The 16,476-nt window shown below is 71.5% G+C and carries 13 protein-coding genes and 1 other RNA gene; 4 read left to right on the forward strand and 10 right to left on the reverse strand.

Going from position 1 to position 16,476, the window contains the following annotated elements:
* Positions 1–60: 60 nt before the first annotated feature.
* From hutI to hutH, 5 genes are read right to left on the reverse strand one after another with little or no spacing between them, the layout of a single operon-like run.
* A complete protein-coding gene (gene hutI / locus AMYNI_RS0109975) occupies positions 61–1,194 on the reverse strand; it encodes an imidazolonepropionase (RefSeq protein ID WP_026360248.1) in 1,134 nt (377 codons plus the stop codon).
* A complete protein-coding gene (locus AMYNI_RS0109980; RefSeq protein ID WP_020667864.1) occupies positions 1,191–2,483 on the reverse strand; it encodes a formimidoylglutamate deiminase in 1,293 nt (430 codons plus the stop codon). The genes hutI and AMYNI_RS0109980 overlap by 4 nt, the downstream gene beginning before the upstream one ends.
* Entirely contained in the window at positions 2,480–3,676 is a 1,197-nt protein-coding gene (locus AMYNI_RS0109985) for an allantoate amidohydrolase (RefSeq protein WP_020667865.1), read from the reverse strand. Before AMYNI_RS0109985 ends, AMYNI_RS0109980 begins: the two co-directional genes overlap by 4 nt.
* Positions 3,673–5,334: a urocanate hydratase gene (hutU, locus tag AMYNI_RS0109990; protein WP_040405653.1), complete on the reverse strand. Its 1,662-nt coding sequence runs from the start codon at positions 5,332–5,334 to the stop codon at positions 3,673–3,675. Before hutU ends, AMYNI_RS0109985 begins: the two co-directional genes overlap by 4 nt.
* Before the next feature lie 57 nt (positions 5,335–5,391).
* A complete protein-coding gene (hutH, locus tag AMYNI_RS0109995; RefSeq protein ID WP_020667867.1) occupies positions 5,392–6,927 on the reverse strand; it encodes a histidine ammonia-lyase in 1,536 nt (511 codons plus the stop codon).
* Between the two features lie 157 nt (positions 6,928–7,084).
* Here hutH and AMYNI_RS0110000 point away from each other — a divergent pair, with 157 nt between their 5' ends.
* Positions 7,085–7,876, forward strand: a complete 792-nt coding sequence (locus AMYNI_RS0110000) for an IclR family transcriptional regulator (protein WP_026360249.1) — start codon at positions 7,085–7,087, stop codon at positions 7,874–7,876.
* A 387-nt stretch (positions 7,877–8,263) separates the two neighbouring features.
* On the opposite strand, the gene AMYNI_RS0110010 is transcribed toward AMYNI_RS0110000, so the two are convergent.
* From AMYNI_RS0110010 to ssrA, 4 genes are all read right to left on the reverse strand, one after another.
* Entirely contained in the window at positions 8,264–10,807 is a 2,544-nt protein-coding gene (locus AMYNI_RS0110010) for an ABC transporter permease (protein WP_020667869.1), read from the reverse strand.
* On the reverse strand, positions 10,807–11,607 hold the full coding sequence (locus tag AMYNI_RS0110015) for an ABC transporter ATP-binding protein (RefSeq protein WP_020667870.1): 801 nt from the start codon (positions 11,605–11,607) through the stop codon (positions 10,807–10,809). Before AMYNI_RS0110015 ends, AMYNI_RS0110010 begins: the two co-directional genes overlap by 1 nt.
* A gap of 129 nt (positions 11,608–11,736) precedes the next feature.
* A complete protein-coding gene (locus AMYNI_RS47165; RefSeq protein ID WP_020667871.1) occupies positions 11,737–12,600 on the reverse strand; it encodes a glycoside hydrolase family 25 protein in 864 nt (287 codons plus the stop codon).
* 323 nt (positions 12,601–12,923) lie between these two features.
* Positions 12,924–13,294: a transfer-messenger RNA gene (ssrA, locus tag AMYNI_RS47750) on the reverse strand.
* A gap of 171 nt (positions 13,295–13,465) precedes the next feature.
* Between ssrA and AMYNI_RS0110025 the strand changes: the two genes are divergently transcribed.
* From AMYNI_RS0110025 to AMYNI_RS0110035, 3 genes are read left to right on the forward strand one after another with little or no spacing between them, the layout of a single operon-like run.
* Positions 13,466–14,158 (forward strand): sensor domain-containing protein, encoded by a 693-nt coding sequence (locus tag AMYNI_RS0110025; protein ID WP_020667872.1) that lies wholly within the window; start codon positions 13,466–13,468, stop codon positions 14,156–14,158.
* Between the two features lie 32 nt (positions 14,159–14,190).
* A complete protein-coding gene (locus AMYNI_RS0110030) occupies positions 14,191–15,321 on the forward strand; it encodes a sensor histidine kinase (protein WP_020667873.1) in 1,131 nt (376 codons plus the stop codon).
* Positions 15,322–15,378: 57 nt separating this feature from the next.
* Positions 15,379–16,023, forward strand: coding sequence for a response regulator transcription factor (locus tag AMYNI_RS0110035; RefSeq protein ID WP_026360250.1), 645 nt, complete (start codon positions 15,379–15,381; stop codon positions 16,021–16,023).
* Between the two features lie 12 nt (positions 16,024–16,035).
* Here AMYNI_RS0110035 and AMYNI_RS0110040 read toward each other — a convergent pair whose 3' ends face one another.
* Positions 16,036–16,407, reverse strand: a complete 372-nt coding sequence (locus AMYNI_RS0110040; protein WP_020667875.1) for a cupin domain-containing protein — start codon at positions 16,405–16,407, stop codon at positions 16,036–16,038.
* Between the last annotated feature and the right edge of the window lie 69 nt (positions 16,408–16,476).

The following is a 16,476-nucleotide window of genomic DNA, read 5'->3' on the forward strand; positions in this document are numbered from 1 at the left end:
GGCCCAACGTGACGTTTGGCCAATAGAACGAGCCAAACGTCACGTTGGGCTCGTCCGGCCTCAGCGGATCCGGGTGCCCTGGCGCCAGACGGCCCAGGTCAGCGGGACGCCCGGCCGGTACGCGAGGTGCGTGACCGAGGGCGCGTCGAGCACGTGCAGGTCGGCCCGCGCCCCCACGCGCAGTACGCCGACGTCGTCGCGGCGCAACGCCCGCGCGCCGCCCGCGGTCGCCGCCCACACCGCCTCCCGCACGGACAGCCCCATCTGCAGCACGGCCGTCGCCACGCAGAACGCCATCGACGTGGTGTACGAGCTGCCCGGGTTCGCGTTGCTGGCGATCGCCACCGTCGCGCCGGCGTCGAGCAGCCGCCTTGCCGGCGCCAGCGGTTGCCTGGTGGACAGGTCGCAGGCGGGCAGCACGGTGGCGACGGTGTCCGAACCGGCCAGCGCGGCCACGTCCGCGTCCACGAGATGGCCGCAGTGGTCCACGCTGGCCGCGCCGAGCTCCACCGCCAGCCGCACCCCTGGCCCCGCCCTGAGCTGGTTGCCGTGCACCCGCAGCCCGAGCCCCCGCTCGGCGGCCGCGTTCAGCACCCGCCGCGACTGCGTCTCGTCGAAGGCGCCGGTCTCGCAGAACACGTCCGCCCAGCGCACCCGCTCCGCCACCGCGTCCAGCATCTCGCCGCACACCAGGTCCACATAGGACTCCGCGTCCGCGCCGGGCGGCACCAGGTGCGCGCCGAGGAAGGTCACCTCGTCCGCCACCTCGGCGGCGATCCGCGCGGACCTGGCCTCGTCTTCGACGTTCAGCCCGTAGCCGGTCTTGGTCTCCACGCAGGTGGTGCCCTGCGCGGCCGCCTCGGCCAGGTGCCGGCGCAGGTTCGTGGCCAGCTCGGCGTCCGACGCCGCCCTGGTGGCGCCGACGGTCACCGCGATTCCGCCCGCGCTGTAGGGTTCGCCGGACATTCTCGCCTCGAACTCGGCGGTCCGGTTCCCGGCGAAGACCAGGTGCGTGTGGCTGTCCACCCAGCCGGGCAGCACCGCCCTGCCCTCGACGTCCACCCGCTCGTCCGCCGCGGGCGCCTGCGCGGCCGGTCCGATCCAGACGATCCGGCCGTCCTCGAAGGCCAGCGCGTCGCCGCGCTCCGGCCCGTTGGTGGTCAGCTCGCCGATCCCGGTGAGCAGCGTGCTCAAGCCCATAGCTCCTCGATCTCCTCCGCCAGTACCCGCGCCGGGTCGATCTCCCGGTGCCGTCCCTCGCGCACCACCAGCCGCCCGCCGGCCAGCACGGTGTGCACATCGGACGCGGCCGCGGCCAGCAGCACCCCGTCCGGCTCGATCCCGGCCGTGCGCACGGTCGGCATCCGCACGGTGACCAGGTCGGCCAGCGCACCTTCGCCGATCCAGCCCGCGTTGCGCCAGCCGATCGCGCTGTGCCCGGTGGCCGCGTCCAGCAGCTGCCCCGGAGTGAACCGGCCGCGGGCGCGCCGGGCCAGCCGCTCGTTCATCTCCAGCGCACGGGCCTCCTCGAACGGATCCACCACCGCGTTGCTGTCACTGCCGAGGCAGAGCGGCACGCCGGCGTCCAGCAACCGCCCGGCCGGGCCGATCCCGTCGCCGAGGTCCCGCTCGGTGGTGGGGCAGAAGCACACGCCGGTGCGACTTTCGCCGAGCGTGCCGATGTCCGTGTCACTCAGGTGCGTGGCGTGCACCGCGACGGTCCGCTCCCCCAGCACCCCGGCATCGGCCAGCAGCTCGGTGGGGGTCCGGCCGTAGTGCGCCAGGCAGGCTTCGTTCTCGGCGGGCTGTTCGGACAGGTGGACGTGCAGCGGCCCGTCCCAGGCGCCCACCGTCGGAAGTTGGTCCCGTGGCACCGCGCGGACCGAATGCACCGCCGCCCCGGCCAGCGCGTGCCGCCCGGACGGCAGGAAGGCACCGGCCCTGGCCGCCCACGCCTCCGCGTCACCGTCGGAGAACCGTTGCTGCACCGGCGAAAGCGGCTCGCCGATGCCGCCGGCCAGATAGCAGGTGTCCAGCAGGGTGATCCGGATCCCGGCGTCTCCTGCCGCGGCGACCAGCGCGTGCGACATCGCGTCCGGGTCGGCGTAGGGCTTGCCGCCCGGCGCGTGGTGCAGGTAGTGGAACTCGCCGACCGCGGTGTACCCGGCCAGCACCATCTCCGCGTACACCCCGCGCGCCAGCCGGTAGTAGCCGTCCGGATCCAGCCGCCCGGCCAGCGAGTACATCCGCTCGCGCCAGGTCCAGAAGGTGCCCTTGCCGTGGTGCGTGCGACCGCGCAGCGCGCGGTGGAACGCGTGCGAGTGGCCGTTCGCGAACCCGGGCAGGGTCAGCCCCGGCAGCACGGTCCCGGTGCGGGGCGCGTTCGGCGTGACCGAAACGATCTCCGCTCCGGCGACCTCCACCCGCACGCCCTCGGCCACCCCGTCCGGCAGCCAGGCCCGCTCGCACCAGTAGCCGGTCATCCGGCCAGCCTGGCCAGCACGTCCGACAGGGCACGCGCGCCTTCGTCCACATCGGACTCTTCGGCGAACTCCTCCGGGGCATGGCTGATGCCGGTCGGATTGCGCACGTACAGCATGCCGGCCGGCACCTGCCCGGCCAGGATCGCGGCGTCGTGCCCGGCGCCCGTCGGCAGCGCCGGCACCCCGCCGAGCACCGCGTCCAGCTCGTCCCGCAGCGCCGGGTCGAAGCGCACGGTGTCCGAATAGGACTCTTCGGTGACGGTCAGCGCACAGCCCTCCTCCTCGGCCGCACGCCGTGCCGCACCGGCGATCTCGTCGACAAGGCCCCTGGTGTCCCCGCCCGGCACCCTGGCGTCCAGCCAGAGGTCCACAGTGGACGCGATCACGTTGGTGCCGCCCGGGGTCGGCACCAACCTGCCCACGGTGGCCCGCGCGTCGTCCACCCCGGCCGCGACCCACCTGGCCGCGGCGACCGCGGCCGCGGCGGGCACCATCGGGTCGCGCCGGTCGCCGAGCAGTGTAGCCCCGGCGTGGTTTCCCTGGCCGGTGAAGGAGAACCGCCACCGGCCGTGCTCGATGACGGTACTGCCAACGGCCACCGGCGAGCCGAGGTCGATCAGCCCGCGCCCCTGCTCCACGTGCAGCTCGACGAACTTGCCGATCCGCGCGAGCGCCTCCTGGTCCGCGCCGAACCGTTCGGGGTCGTGCCCGGCCCGCTTCGCCGCCTCGGCCAGGGTGACCCCGTCCGGGTCGCGCAGCGCCCTGGCCCGGTCCGCGTCCAGCGAGCCGGTGAGCAGCCGGGAACCGAGGCAGGGCACGCCGAACCGGCCGCCTTCCTCCTCCGCGAAGACCACCACCGCCAGTGGCTTTCCGGGCTGGAACCCCTTGTCGCGCAACGCTTCCACCGCACTCAGCGCGCTCACCACGCCGAGCGGCCCGTCGAAGGCGCCGCCGCCGGGCACCGAGTCGAGATGGCTGCCGGTGACCACGGCGTCCGGGCCGGGCGCACCCCACCAGGCCCAGAGATTGCCGTTGCGGTCGGTCTCCACGTCCAGTCCGCGCCGGCCCGCCTGCTCGGCGAACCAGGTGCGCAGCTCACCCTCGACCGGGTCGAAGGCGTGCCGCGAATAGCCGCCGCGCCCGCGATCTCGTCCGACGTCCCCGATCCCGGCCAGCAGGCGCGACGCAGTCACGGCTGCTCCCGCATCGGAATCCGCACCCCGCGCTCGTCCGCGACCTCGGCGGCCCGGTCGTACCCGGCGTCCACATGCCGGATCACGCCGGTGCCGGGGTCGTTGGTGAGCACTCGTTCGATCTTGCGCCCGGCCAGTTCGGTGCCGTCCGCCACGCACACCTGGCCGGCGTGGATGGACCGGCCCATGCCGACCCCGCCGCCGTGGTGGATGGACACCCAGCTCGCCCCGGAAGCGGTGTTGAGCAGCGCGTTCAGCAGCGGCCAGTCGGCGATCGCGTCCGAGCCGTCGGCCATACCCTCGGTCTCCCGGTACGGCGACGCGACGCTGCCCGAGTCGAGGTGGTCGCGGCCGATCACCACCGGCGCCTTCAACTCGCCACTGGCCACCATCTCGTTGAACTTCAGCCCCGCCAGGTGCCGTTCGCCGTAGCCGAGCCAGCAGATCCGCGACGGCAGTCCCTGGAAGGCGACCCGCTCCCCAGCCAGCCGGATCCACCTGGCCAGCGACTCGTTCTCCGGGAACAGCTCGAGCATCGCGCGATCGGTGGCCGCGATGTCGGCCGGGTCGCCGGAGAGCGCGGCCCAGCGGAACGGCCCCTTGCCTTCGCAGAACAACGGCCGGATGTAAGCGGGCACGAACCCGGGGAAGTCGAAGGCCCGCTCGCAGCCGCCGAGCTTGGCCTCCCCGCGCAGCGAGTTGCCGTAGTCGAAGACTTCGGCGCCCGCGTCCAGGAAACCGAGCATCGCGTCCACGTGCTCGGCCATCGAGTCGCGCGAGCGGTCGGTGAACTCGTCCGGCTTCTTCGCCGCGTAGTCCGCCCAGTCGTCCAGGTCCACGCCCTTGGGCAGGTAGGCCAGCGGGTCGTGCGCGGAAGTCTGGTCGGTCACGATGTCCACCTCGACGCCCCGGCGCAGCAGCTCAGGCAGCACCTCGGCGGCGTTGCCGACCACCCCGACCGAAAGCGCGCGCCGGTCCGCCTTCGCCGCGGTCACCCGCCGGATCGCGTCGTCCAGATCGTCGGCGACCTCGTCCAGGTACCTGGTCTCCACTCGCCGGTGCGCCCGGCGAGCATCGCATTCGATGACCAGCGCGACGCCGTCGTTCATGGTGACCGCAAGCGGTTGCGCGCCGCCCATGCCGCCGAGCCCGGCGGTCACCGTGAGCGTGCCCTTGAGGCTCCCACCGAAGCGCTTCTCCGCGACGGCTGCGAAGGTCTCGTACGTGCCTTGAAGGATGCCCTGGGTGCCGATGTAGATCCACGAGCCGGCGGTCATCTGGCCGTACATGGTCAGGCCGAGCTGCTCCAGCCGGCGGAACTCCGGCCAGGTGGCCCAGTCGCCGACCAGGTTCGAGTTGGCCAGCAGCACCCGCGGCGCCCATTCGTGCGTGCGGAACACGCCGACCGGCTTGCCGGACTGCACCAGCAGCGTCTCGTCATCGTCCAAAGTGGTCAGACAGCGGCTGATCGCGTCGAACGAGGCCCAGTTCCTCGCTGCCTTGCCGGTACCGCCGTAGACCACCAGGTCCTCCGGCCGTTCGGCCACCTCCGGGTCCAGGTTGTTGTGGAACATCCGCAGCGCGGCCTCGGTCTGCCAGCTCCGCGCGGTCAGCTGCGTACCGCGCGCGGCCCGCACGACTCGAGCGTTCGTGGTCATACCAGCTCCTAACGTGGGGTCGTGAGTGAAAAGTGTTGTTCCAGCAACGTTTTCCACTCACGACGGGAATGTGCGGGGTAGCGCGTCGAGCACGGCACCGGAGGTGATCAGCTCCTCGACCGCCGCGATCTCCGGTGCGAGATGCCGGTCCGGGCCGGGCCCGTCCACCCGGGTGCGCACCAGGTCGCGCAGCGCGCCGGTGACCGGGGACGGCCGGAACGGCGCGCGGAAGTCCAGCGCACGGGCGGCGGTGAGCAGCTCCACGGCGAGCACCGTGGTCAGCCCGTCCACCGCCCGCCGCAGCTTCCGCGCCGAAGACCAGCCCATCGAGACGTGGTCCTCCTGCATGGCGCTGCTCGGGATGGAGTCCACCGAGGCCGGGTTCGCAATCCGCTTCAGCTCACTGACCAGGCCGGCCTGGGTGTACTGGGCGATCATGTGCCCGGAATCCACCCCGGGGTCGTCGGCCAGGAACGCGGGCAGCCCGTGCGAACGGGCCACGTCCAGCATCCGGTCCGTGCGCCGCTCGGCCATGCTGGCCACGTCGGCCGCCGGAATGGCGAGGAAGTCCAGCACGTAGGCCACCGGCGCGCCGTGGAAGTTGCCGTTGGACTCGACCCGTCCGTCCGCGAGCACCACCGGGTTGTCCACCACGGCCGCCAGTTCACGCCCGGCCACCAGCTCGGCGTGCCCGAGCGTGTCCCGCGCCGCGCCGTGCACCTGCGGCGCGCAGCGCAGCGAGTACGCGTCCTGCACCCGGGGGCAGTCCGGCCCGCGATGGCTGGCTACGATCTCCGAACCGGCCAGCGCGGCGTAGATACGGGCGGCGGAGGACGCCTGACCTGGATGCGGCCGCAGCTCCTGCAGGTCTGCGGCGAACACCCGGTCGGTGCCCAGCAGCGCCTCCACGCTCATCGCCGCGGTCAGGTCCGCCACGTCCAGCAGCCGGCGCAGGTCGGCCGCCGCGAGCACCAGCATGCCGAGCATGCCGTCGGTGCCGTTGATCAGCGCCAGCCCCTCCTTCTCGGCCAGGGTCACCGGTTCGAGCCCGGCGGCGCGCAGCGCGTCCGCCGCGGGCAGCAGCCGTCCGGCGGCGTCGAGGACCTCGCCCTCGCCCATCAGCGCCAGCGCCACCGCGGACAGCGGCGCCAGATCTCCGGAGCAGCCGAGCGAGCCGTACTCGTGCACCACCGGCACGATGCCCGCGTTCAGCAGCCCGGCCAGCGCGGCCGCGGTACCCGGCCGGACCCCGGTGTGCCCGCTGGCCAGGGTGCGCAGCCGCAGCAACATCAACGCGCGCACCACCTCCGGCTCGACCGGCGCGCCGGCGCCGGCCGCGTGCGAGCGGATCAGCGAGCGTTGCAGCGCGGTCCGGCTCTCCGGCGGGATGTGCCGCACGGCCAGCGCGCCGAACCCGGTGGACACCCCGTAGGTCGGCTCGATGGCTTCGGCCAGCGCTTCGATGTGCTCGCGGGTCGCGGCCAGCTTCTTCTCGGCCGTCTCGGCGAGCCCGACCGCGGCACCGTGCCGCGCGACCGCGACGACCTGATCGGGGCGCAGGGGCTGGGTACCCAGCAGCACTGTTTCCGGCATGGCCCCATTGGACTCCTGCGGCCCCGTTCCCGCCGCCACCCATCCCAAGGTTCCGTCTGACATCCCAGACACTCAGTGGTCCCTTAAGGCCACCTTGAGGGCATCCAACGCCCCCATGGTGGCCTTAAGGGCCGGTCGGCGGCTCTAAGCTGCGGGGATGGGTAGGAGCACGGACATCCCGGCACTGCGGCGGGGTCTCGCCGTGCTGCGGGTGCTGGCCGGACGGCCGGGGCCGGTTTCGGCCGCGGCGATCGCCCGCGAGCTGGACCTGCCCCGCTCCACCACCTACCACCTGCTGGCCGAACTGGAGGCCGCCGGGTTCGTGACCCACCTGCCCGCCGAGCGCCGCTACGGGCTCGGCATCGCCGCCTTCGAGCTCGGGTCGGCGTACCTGCGCCACGAGCCGCTGGAGCGGCTGGCCGGCCCGCTGCTGCGCAAGCTGGTGGACCGAGTCGAGCACACCGCGCATCTCGGTGTGCTGCAGGGCAACGAGTCGCTGTATCTGATCAAGGAGCGGCCACGGCGGCCGGAGACCCTGGTCACCGACGTCGGCGTCCGGCTACCGGCACAGCTCACCGCTTCCGGGCGGGCGATGCTCGCCCGGCTGCCCGCCGCGCATGTGCGGGCGCTGTTCCCGGCCAGCTCGGCCTTCGTCCGGCGCACCGAACGCGGGCCGCGCGGGCTCGCCGAGCTGCGCAACACCCTGAACAACGAGCGGCGGCTCGGCTGGGCGGTGGAGGACGGTCATGTCACGCCGGGGTTCGCCTCGGTGGCGCATCCGGTGTTCGACCACGGCGGCCGCCCGCTGGCCGCGATCAGTGTGACGCTGCGCCACCACTGCGCTACCGAGCCGGCGGTCTGCGGCGAGACCTGGCCGGCGCTGGCGGACGAGGTCCGCCGGGCCGCGGCCGAGCTGACCGACCGGATCGGCGGTCAGCCGGAGCCGTGACCGAGGAGGCTTTCGCTGTTCAGGCGAAGCCCCCGTGACTTCCGAAGGCGCGCTTACCTTCGCCCGCGTCGAGGCCGAGCATCGCGAGAAGCTCCGCGCATTCCTGGGCGTTTTCCGAATGTCCCGCTACGGTGCGTGATGCTTTGCCATTCTGTGCGGTGAGCCGGACCGCTTCCTCGGCCCGTACACCTGCCAGCCATCCCTGGTCCTCGGCGGGTTTCGGACTGCTCGCATGCCTTGCCCAAGCCATTTGGCACCTTCTTCCGACTCCGTACGACCAGTAATCGATCGACTACGAAAGCCACGATTGGGATCCAAGCCACATCAGCATGACAGCTCGCTCTCCGATCATCCCAACCGCATCCCTTTTCGGCGCCTTTTCGTGAGTTAATCGGTGGCCGCGGAGGCTTCCACCGGGTGTGCGCGCAGTGCCGCCACCGTGGGCACCAAAGTAGCCACCGCGGACAGCGTGACGGCGAACCCGACGATCGCCAGGAATATCCACAATGGACCCTGCGGCAGCGGGGAATCGCTCACCACCAAGCTGAACGGCACCAGCGACGTACTCGCCACCGCGGTGCCGAGCAGGATCCCGCCGACCGCGACCAGCGCCGCTTCCACGCTCATCATCCGGATGATCTGCGCGCGGGTGGACCCGATCAGCCGCTGCAGCGCGAACTCGCGGCGCCGCTCGGCGGTGGCCAGCACCAGGGTGTTCACCAGTGCGATCACCGTGTAGCCCACGATCATCGCGACCAGGAGGTAGTTCACCCACGCGCCGGTCTGGTCCTGTTCCGAATTCGCCGCTGCGAGCGCGTCGCGATCGGCGACCACCAGCCCCGGCAGGCTCGCGGCGAACCCGGACAGCGTGGCGGTCAGCTGTTCCGGGCCGACACCGGGCGCGGCCCGCACCAGGATCTGCGGTAGCAGGCCGCTCGTGGTGTGCGCGGCGACCAGAGAAGCCGGCATCAGCCCGGTCTCGAACCCCGACCTGGCCGGGAACACCGCGACCAGTTCGACGTCCAGCGGTACCCCGTCGCCCATCTGGATGCCGATCCGGTCGCCGATGTCCAGCCCCTCGGCGTACTTCGCTGGCAGCGCGATCGAGTTCCCGCGCAGGTCGGCGAGGCTGCCCGCGGTCGGCGTGACGGCCATCGTCTGTTCGGCGCCGGCCGCGCTGACGCCCTGCAGCGGCAAACCCTCGTCGCCCTGCCAACGCGGGTACGGGCTCTGCACGAAACCGGCGCTGGTGACCAACCCGGAAGCACCGGCGACGCCCGGCAGCGCCGCGACGCTGTCCACCAGCCCGGGCGCCACCCCGCCGATGGACGAGGCGATCACCGCGTCGGCGCGGAGGTTCTCGGTGAACGCCTGCTCCTGCACGCTGACCTGGGTGGTCTGCAGGTAGATCATCGAAATGGACATCCCGGTGGCCAGCATCACCGGGGTGATCGCGGCGGCCATCCGCACCCGGCGGGCCTTCGCGTTGAGCAGCGCCAGCTTGCCGGGGAAGCCGGCGAACAACCGCAGCGGGACGCTCAGCAACGAGGTGATCACCCTGGTCACCCCGGGAGCGAGCAAGGCGAACGCGATCGCCCACAGCATCACCGTCGGCCCCGCGGTGCTGGCCGCGATCGGCCCGGTCATCACCGTCATCGTCACGATGGACAGCGCGATCCCGCCGCCGAGGCAGAGGACGGCGAAGATCAGTCGGACCGCGCTCAGCCAGCGCACCTGCCCGGTGGCGTCGGCGAGCGCTTCGGTCGGCCTCGCCCGCGACGCGCGGCGTGCCGCCACGTACGCCGCCCCCAGCGCGGCCAGCAGCGCGGCACCCGCGGCCGCGGCGACCGGAATCCAGCCCTGGTGGAACACGATCGCCGCGGGCACCACCCCGCGCTCGGCGAGCCGTTCGAACAGCCAGTTGCCGAGCAACATGCCCGCCGGGCAGGCCAGCGCGACGGCGGCCACCGAAACGACCAGCGACTCGCCCATCACCATCCGCCGCAGCTGCCGCGGGGTGGTGCCGATCGCCCGCAGCAGCGCCATTTCGCGCTGCCGCTGCTGCACGGACAGGCCGAGCGTGCTGGCCACCACGAAGACCGCCACCATGGTCGCCATGCCGCCGAACACCCCGGCCAGCACGATCAGGGTCTCCCCACCCGCCGCCACCGCGGGGAACTCGAGCAGCCCGCGCTCGTCCCCGGTCAGGGTGACCGCGCCGGTTTCCCGCACCAGACTGTCCACACGCGACTGAAGGTCGGTGGTGCCCGGCTCGGCCAGCACCCCGATCGCGTCCACCTTCCCGCGCTCGGCGGAGAACCGCAGGGTGTCCGCGTCCCCGAAGAAGATCGAAGGCGCACCGCCGGTGGCGAACCCGGCCAGTCGGAACCGCTCGGGAACGCCGCGGACGGCCAGCTCCACCTGATCGCCGATACCGGCACCGGCCCGCGCGGCCAGCGCCGGGTCGAGCACCACCTCGTGCGCGCCCGGTGCCGTGCCGCCAGCCAACGTGTACGGCGCGAGCGCCGCGGACGCCCAGCCGTACCCGGTCTCCGGGCCGTCCGCCACCGGACTGCCGTCATGCAGCACCGCGACCGGGAAACTGTTGTACGGCACGGCTTTGGCCACTCCCGGCAGCGCGTCGACCCGCGCCACCAATCCGGCGTCGACCCGGGGGCGCTCGGGCAGGTTGCCGGTCTCCTGGTCGTCGTCCTCGTCGAGCGGGCCGTCGGTCGGCAGGTTCACGCTCGTCTCGCCGGCCACCACGACCGGCGCCGCGGCGAGACGCTGCGGCGGTACCGCGGTCCGGATCCCGGTTTCCATCAGCCCGCCGCAGGCCATCACGATCGCGGCGCCGAAGAACAGTGCGATGAACGAGGAAACGAAACCGACCTTGCGAAAGCGCAGGCTGCGCAGGGCGAGCCGGAACATCAGGACACCGCCCCGGCGAAACCGGCACCGCGCGGGTCACGCCGGGCGGACCAGGCGCCGAGGTGGGTCATCCGCTCGGCCACGCGCTCCGCGGACGGGTTGTGCAACTCCCCCGCGACCTGTCCGTCGGCGAGGAACACCACCCGGTCGGCATGCGAGGCGGCGACCGGGTCGTGCGTCACGATCAGCACCGTCTGCCCGCCGGCCCGGACCGATTCCCGAAGCAGGGCAAGGATTTCCAGCGAGGTCTGGGTGTCAAGCGCACCGGTCGGCTCGTCGCCGACGATCAGTGCGGGCTCAGCGATCAGCGCCCGCGCGATGGCCACCCGTTGCTGCTGGCCGCCGGAAAGCTCGCCGGGACGGTGGTTGCGGCGCTCGCCGAGCCCCACCCTGTCGATCAGGTCGTGCACGGCGCGCCGGTTCACCTTGCGCCCGGCCAGTTCCAGCGGGAGCGTGATGTTCTGCAGCACGGTCAGCGCGGGCAGCAGGTTGAAGGCCTGGAACACGAAGCCGATCCGGTCGCGGCGCAGCTTGGTCAGCTCCACCTCGTTCATCCCGCTCAGTTCCCGGCCGTCCAGGATGACCGACCCCGAGGTCGGCCGGTCCAGCCCGGCCGCGCAGTGCAGGAAGGTGCTCTTGCCCGAGCCGGACGGTCCCATCACCGCGGTGAACCCGCCGCGCCGGAAGCCGAGGCTCACCCCGTTCAGCGCGACCACGCCGCGCGGCTCCCGCCCGTAGACCTTGCGGACGTCGTGCAACCGCACCACGTCGCCGGTGTCCTGGAACGACGACCTGTCCACTCGCACTCCCCGGTTCTCGCCGACCGCTACCTGTCGGAGAACAGCCTGCTCACCCGGGGTCCGGGGAGCCATGGGGTGCGCGGGTGGGTGCCGGGTAGGGCTGTCCCTACCCGACCAATGACCGCCCGACTAGGAGGCCGCGCGGCGCTGGGTCTCTTCTTCCATCACCTTGATCGCGACCTCCGGTGGCAGCCCGGCGAGCAGTGCCCTGGCCCGCTCGGCGCGCTCTTCGTCGGTGGTGACCTCCACCTCGGGGCCGACCTTCGCCTCCAGGGCGGCCACCCGGTCCACGATCTCCTTGAGCACGTAGACGACACCGCGGTTGAGCGGGTTCTCGCCGCCGCCGGTGAACATGGCGCTCCACGTGCTCATGAGGGCGTTTCTCTCGTCGGGCTGCATTTCGTCATCCTCGTTTCCGGCGAAGTGGTTGTTGGTGTAGGAGTCGTTCAGGTCGACCGAGCCGCTGATTCCGGGCACCTGCCCGGAGCTGGAGTACTGGTGCACGTCGTAGTGCCCGGCCGAGGCGTCCGGCCTGGCGCCGTACCTGGCGAGCCAGATCGCCAGCCCGGCGATGCCCCAGCCGTCCGGCCTGGTCGCCTTGGCGAAGGCGTTGTTCATGTACACGCCGGGCCGGAAGCCGAGTTCGGCGACGCGGCGGCAGAACCTGATGCCGAAATCGCGGGCCGCACCGTTCGGCCCGAAGGGCGCCTCCAGATCCAGCGCCGGCACCAGCCCGGTGGCGCCGAGCCGCCGGATCTCGGCGATGAAGATCTCCGCCTGCCTTTCCGGCGTCGGCGAGAACTGTGCGTAATGGTAACCGCCGACCGGAATCCCGACGGATTTCGCACCGGCGACCAATCCGTCGCCAGGAACCACCGCCTTACCGCCACCATCGGTCAGCTTCACCCAGACATAACCCACACCGTGATTCTTGACCGCTTGCCAGTTCGTGACATTTTGATATCGCGCGTAGATGTCGATCCCCAGGGCCATGGTCACCTCACCCGTCCGAAACGCCCGGTTCGCGTCAGTGTGCTTGCCCGCACTGCCATCGCAAGACCGCCAATCGGGCGTTCCCTACCCCCAGGTTCCCTGCACGTTCCGGCACCCCAATAGCCCTTTCGAGCACCCAACCGCACCAAACCGGCGAACCGGCAAACCTGCGAACCGGCAAACGCAACCACCGACACCAAACGCAACCACCGACGATGGGGGTCCGGGGGCCACCCCCGGGCGGGGTTTGGGGGTCGCACCCCCAAAACAATGACCGACACAAGTCAGGGGCGAGCGCTCTGTGCGAGCACTCGCCCCCGATCTTGTGGAGGTGCCGGGAATCGAACCCGGGTCCTCTGGCGCCTCATCAGGGCTTCTCCGTGCGCAGTTCGCTATGTCGCTACTTGGCCCCATTGGTCACGCGAACAAGCCAATGTGACGAGCCCAGCCACTGTTGGTTTCCCAACCGGGCCCCGTGGCCGGGACCGGCGGTAAGCCTCCTAGCTGATGCCGGCGACCGGGACGGAGGCACTCCCGGGCCGACAGAGTCACACTCGCTTAGGCAGCGAGGGCGAACTCGCGCTGGCTATTGGCCTTGGCGCTTATTGGTTTGCGATGACGCTTGCGGTGGTCTCTCGCCTGCACCGGCACGCTTCCCCTGAATCAACGTCCAAAGTCGAAACCGTTCACCCCCTTGTCGGGCGGATACCTTCCCGTACATCATAACGCGCCCGGCAACCTGAATGTTCCACCAGGTCAGCGGGGGTAGGGCTAGCCCTACCTCGCAGATACCCGCGCACACCATGTCGCGGCGGCCCCGCGCGGCCGATGCTGGTTCCAGTCGCTCAGAGAGAGGAACCAGGCCATGTCGAAGGACACCGGTCAGCGCCCGCCGGTCGGCGGGTCGGTGACCTACCTGCTGATGAACCTGCCGGTCGGGATAGCCGGGTTCGTCGTGCTGCTCACCCTGTTCTCGGTCGGGATCGGCACCGCGGTGGTCTGGGTCGGCCTGCCGATCGCGGGACTGGCGGTGCTGCTGGCCCGCGGTGCTGCGCGGGTCGAGCGGGCCCGGATCTACGCCTTGCTCGACAGCTACATCCCGATTCCGTACCGGCCGCTGCCCGAGCACGGCATGAAGGCGCGCTGGAAGGCCCGCCTGCGGGACGGCGCGACCTGGCGCGACATCCTCTACTTCTTCGTCCTGTTCCCGCTCGGCGTGCTCGAGTTCGTGCTGACCTTGACGTTCTGGGCGACCAGCCTGGCGCTCACCCTGCTGCCCGTCTACTTCCGCTGGCTGCCGGACGGCGCGTACTACTTCCCCGCCTACGACGTGCGCTGGATCTCGGTCGACTCGACCGTCGAGGCGCTGCCGTGGGCCGCGCTCGGCGTGCTGTTCGTCGCCCTGTCCGTGGCGCTGACCAGGTCGATGGCCGGAATGCACGCCAAGTTCGCCCAGGTTCTGCTCGGTCCGACCCGCGGGTTCGACCGGTTCGACCGGTTCGACGATGACCAGCGCGTGCACCGGCCGGAGGGCATGCAGCCGGTGGCAGGATGGTGAGCACTACCGCTGAGCTGCCCGGAGGCCAGACCATGTCCGAGGATCAGGAGCCGCCGGCCAGGCCTCATCCGAGCCCGGTCCGGACCATCTCCTACCTGGTGCTGAGCTTCCCGCTCCGGCTGGTCGAGTTCATCTTCGTGGTGGTCTTCTTCGCGGTCGGCCTTGCCACCACGGTGATCTGGGTCGGTATCCCGCTGATGATGGCCGCGACCAGCATGACCCGCGGGTTCGCCAACCACGAGCGCCGCTGGGCTGGCCGGATGCTGAGCGTGGCTCTTCCGCCGGCCGAGCGGCTGCCCGCCGATGGCGGGCTGGTCCGGCGCTGGCGGACCAGGCTGGTGGACCCGTCCACCTGGCGCGACTTCGGTTACCTGATGCTCGGCTTGCCGATCAGCGTGCTGGAGTTCGGCCTCGGCATCGCCTCGATCATCGTGGTGCCGCTGGCCATCTGGGTGGCGCCCTGGGTGGGCTGGCTGCACGGGGAGCTGGCCCACTCGCTGCTCGGCCCGGACCGCAAGCGGCGGCTGGAGATCAAGGCGCAGCGGCTGCAGGCGTCCAGGGCACGCGGGGTGGACGCGGCCGAGGCCGAGCGGCGGCGGATCGAGCGCGATCTGCACGACGGCGCGCAGCAGCGGCTGGTGTCGGTGGCGATGAGCCTCGGCCGCGCGAAGAACAAGTTTGACAACGACCCGAACGCAGTGCGCGACCTGATCGACGAGGCGCACAGTGACGCCAAGCTCGCCGTGTCGGAGCTGCGCGACCTGGCAAGGGGCATCTACCCGGCGGTGCTCGGCGACCGCGGCCTGGACGCCGCGCTGTCCGCGCAGGCGGCCAAGTCGCCGGTGCAGGTGGACGTCGGGGTGGATGTGGAACCGCGGCCGCCGGCCGCGGTGGAGACCACCGCGTACTTCATCGTCGGCGAGACGTTGACCAACATCGCCAAGCACTCCGGGGCCACCGCGGCCGTGGTGAAGGTCTGGCGCACGGACGACATGGTGATCGTGGAGATCACCGACAACGGCCACGGCGGCGCGGAGATGCGCCCTGGTGGTGGGCTCGCCGGGCTGGCCGACCGGGCCGCCACCATCGACGGGGTGATCACCGTGGTCAGCCCGGTCGGCGGCCCGACGGTGATCAGGGCGGACCTGCCGTGCCAGTGGTGACCTCGACGTGAGTGAATAGGGCGGTTCCGACCGCCCTATTCACTCACTGGGGGTTCTGTGCGGGTTGTGATCGCCGAGGATGCCGCCCTGCTTCGCGCCGGGATTCAGCGTCTGCTCGCCGACGAGGACATCGAGACGGCCGCGGCCGTGGACAACGGGGACGATCTGCTCGCCGCGGTCAAGGAGCACCGGCCGGACTTGGCGATCGTGGACGTCCGGATGCCACCCACGTTCACCGATGAGGGCCTGCGCGCGGCGATCGGGGCCCGGCAGGAGCTGCCCGGCCTGCCGGTGCTGGTGCTGTCGCAGTACGTCGAGGAGAGCTACGCGGTGGAGCTGCTCTCCGGGGGCGCCGGCGGGGTGGGCTACCTGCTCAAGGAGCGGGTGGCCGACGTCGCCGACTTCCTGGACGCGGTGCGCCGGGTGGCCGCGGGCGGCACCGCCATCGACCCGGACGTGATCGCCCAGCTGATGGCCCGTGGCCGGAAGAACCCGCTGGACGCGCTCACCGCCCGCGAATCGGAGGTGCTCGGCCTGATGGCGCAGGGCCTGTCGAACACCGCGATCGCGAACAGCCTGGTCGTCTCGCACGGCGCGGTGGAGAAGCACATCGGCAACATCTTCGCCAAGCTCGGCCTGGAGGCCAGCTCGGAGGAGCACCGCCGGGTGCGGGCCGTGCTGACCTACCTCGGCCGCACCTGAGTCACCGCTGAGTCACTGAGCCCACGGCGGCGAGATGGTCTTGCCGTTCAGGGTGCCGAGGATTCCTTTCGACGTGCACACCAGCAGTCTGGCCGGGCGTTCACCGGGGTTGCTCAGCCGAAGTGGCGTGTGCGGCGGTGCGATGGCCGTGTCACCGGGGCCGAGCACGTGTTCCCGGTCCCCGATCAGCACCGTGGCCGAGCCTTCCTGCAACACGAAGACCTCCTCCTTGTCCACGGTGTGCGTCTCGCTGCGCGCGCCGGGGCTCGCCTCCACCGACCACACCGCGAGCTCGGTGGAGCCGCGGCTCGGCACCGCCAGCGGCCGGAAAACGAAGCCGGCGTTCTCGATCTCCGGCGCGCCGGCCAGGGTCGCCACAGTCATCCGAACCTCCAAGTAGTCAACCTGCTTGACGAGTTATAAGGTAAAGCCGGTTGACCAACTAGTCAAGCT

The organism is Amycolatopsis nigrescens CSC17Ta-90 (assembly GCF_000384315.1).
In the GTDB taxonomy this organism is placed as follows: domain Bacteria; phylum Actinomycetota; class Actinomycetes; order Mycobacteriales; family Pseudonocardiaceae; genus Amycolatopsis; species Amycolatopsis nigrescens.

What these genes read in the sequence shown, in the direction of transcription:
- AMYNI_RS0109980 (WP_020667864.1), bottom strand. Translation starts at nt 2,483, where the DNA reads ATGACCGGCTACTGGTGCGAGCGGGCCTGGCTGCCGGACGGGGTGGCC.
- hutU (WP_040405653.1), bottom strand. Translation starts at nt 5,334, where the DNA reads ATGACCACGAACGCTCGAGTCGTGCGGGCCGCGCGCGGTACGCAGCTG.
- hutH (WP_020667867.1), bottom strand. Translation starts at nt 6,927, where the DNA reads ATGCCGGAAACAGTGCTGCTGGGTACCCAGCCCCTGCGCCCCGATCAG.
- AMYNI_RS0110000 (WP_026360249.1), top strand. Translation starts at nt 7,085, where the DNA reads ATGGGTAGGAGCACGGACATCCCGGCACTGCGGCGGGGTCTCGCCGTG.
- AMYNI_RS0110010 (WP_020667869.1), bottom strand. Translation starts at nt 10,807, where the DNA reads ATGTTCCGGCTCGCCCTGCGCAGCCTGCGCTTTCGCAAGGTCGGTTTC.
- AMYNI_RS47165 (WP_020667871.1), bottom strand. Translation starts at nt 12,600, where the DNA reads ATGGCCCTGGGGATCGACATCTACGCGCGATATCAAAATGTCACGAAC.
- AMYNI_RS0110025 (WP_020667872.1), top strand. Translation starts at nt 13,466, where the DNA reads ATGTCGAAGGACACCGGTCAGCGCCCGCCGGTCGGCGGGTCGGTGACC.
- AMYNI_RS0110030 (WP_020667873.1), top strand. Translation starts at nt 14,191, where the DNA reads ATGTCCGAGGATCAGGAGCCGCCGGCCAGGCCTCATCCGAGCCCGGTC.
- AMYNI_RS0110040 (WP_020667875.1), bottom strand. Translation starts at nt 16,407, where the DNA reads ATGACTGTGGCGACCCTGGCCGGCGCGCCGGAGATCGAGAACGCCGGC.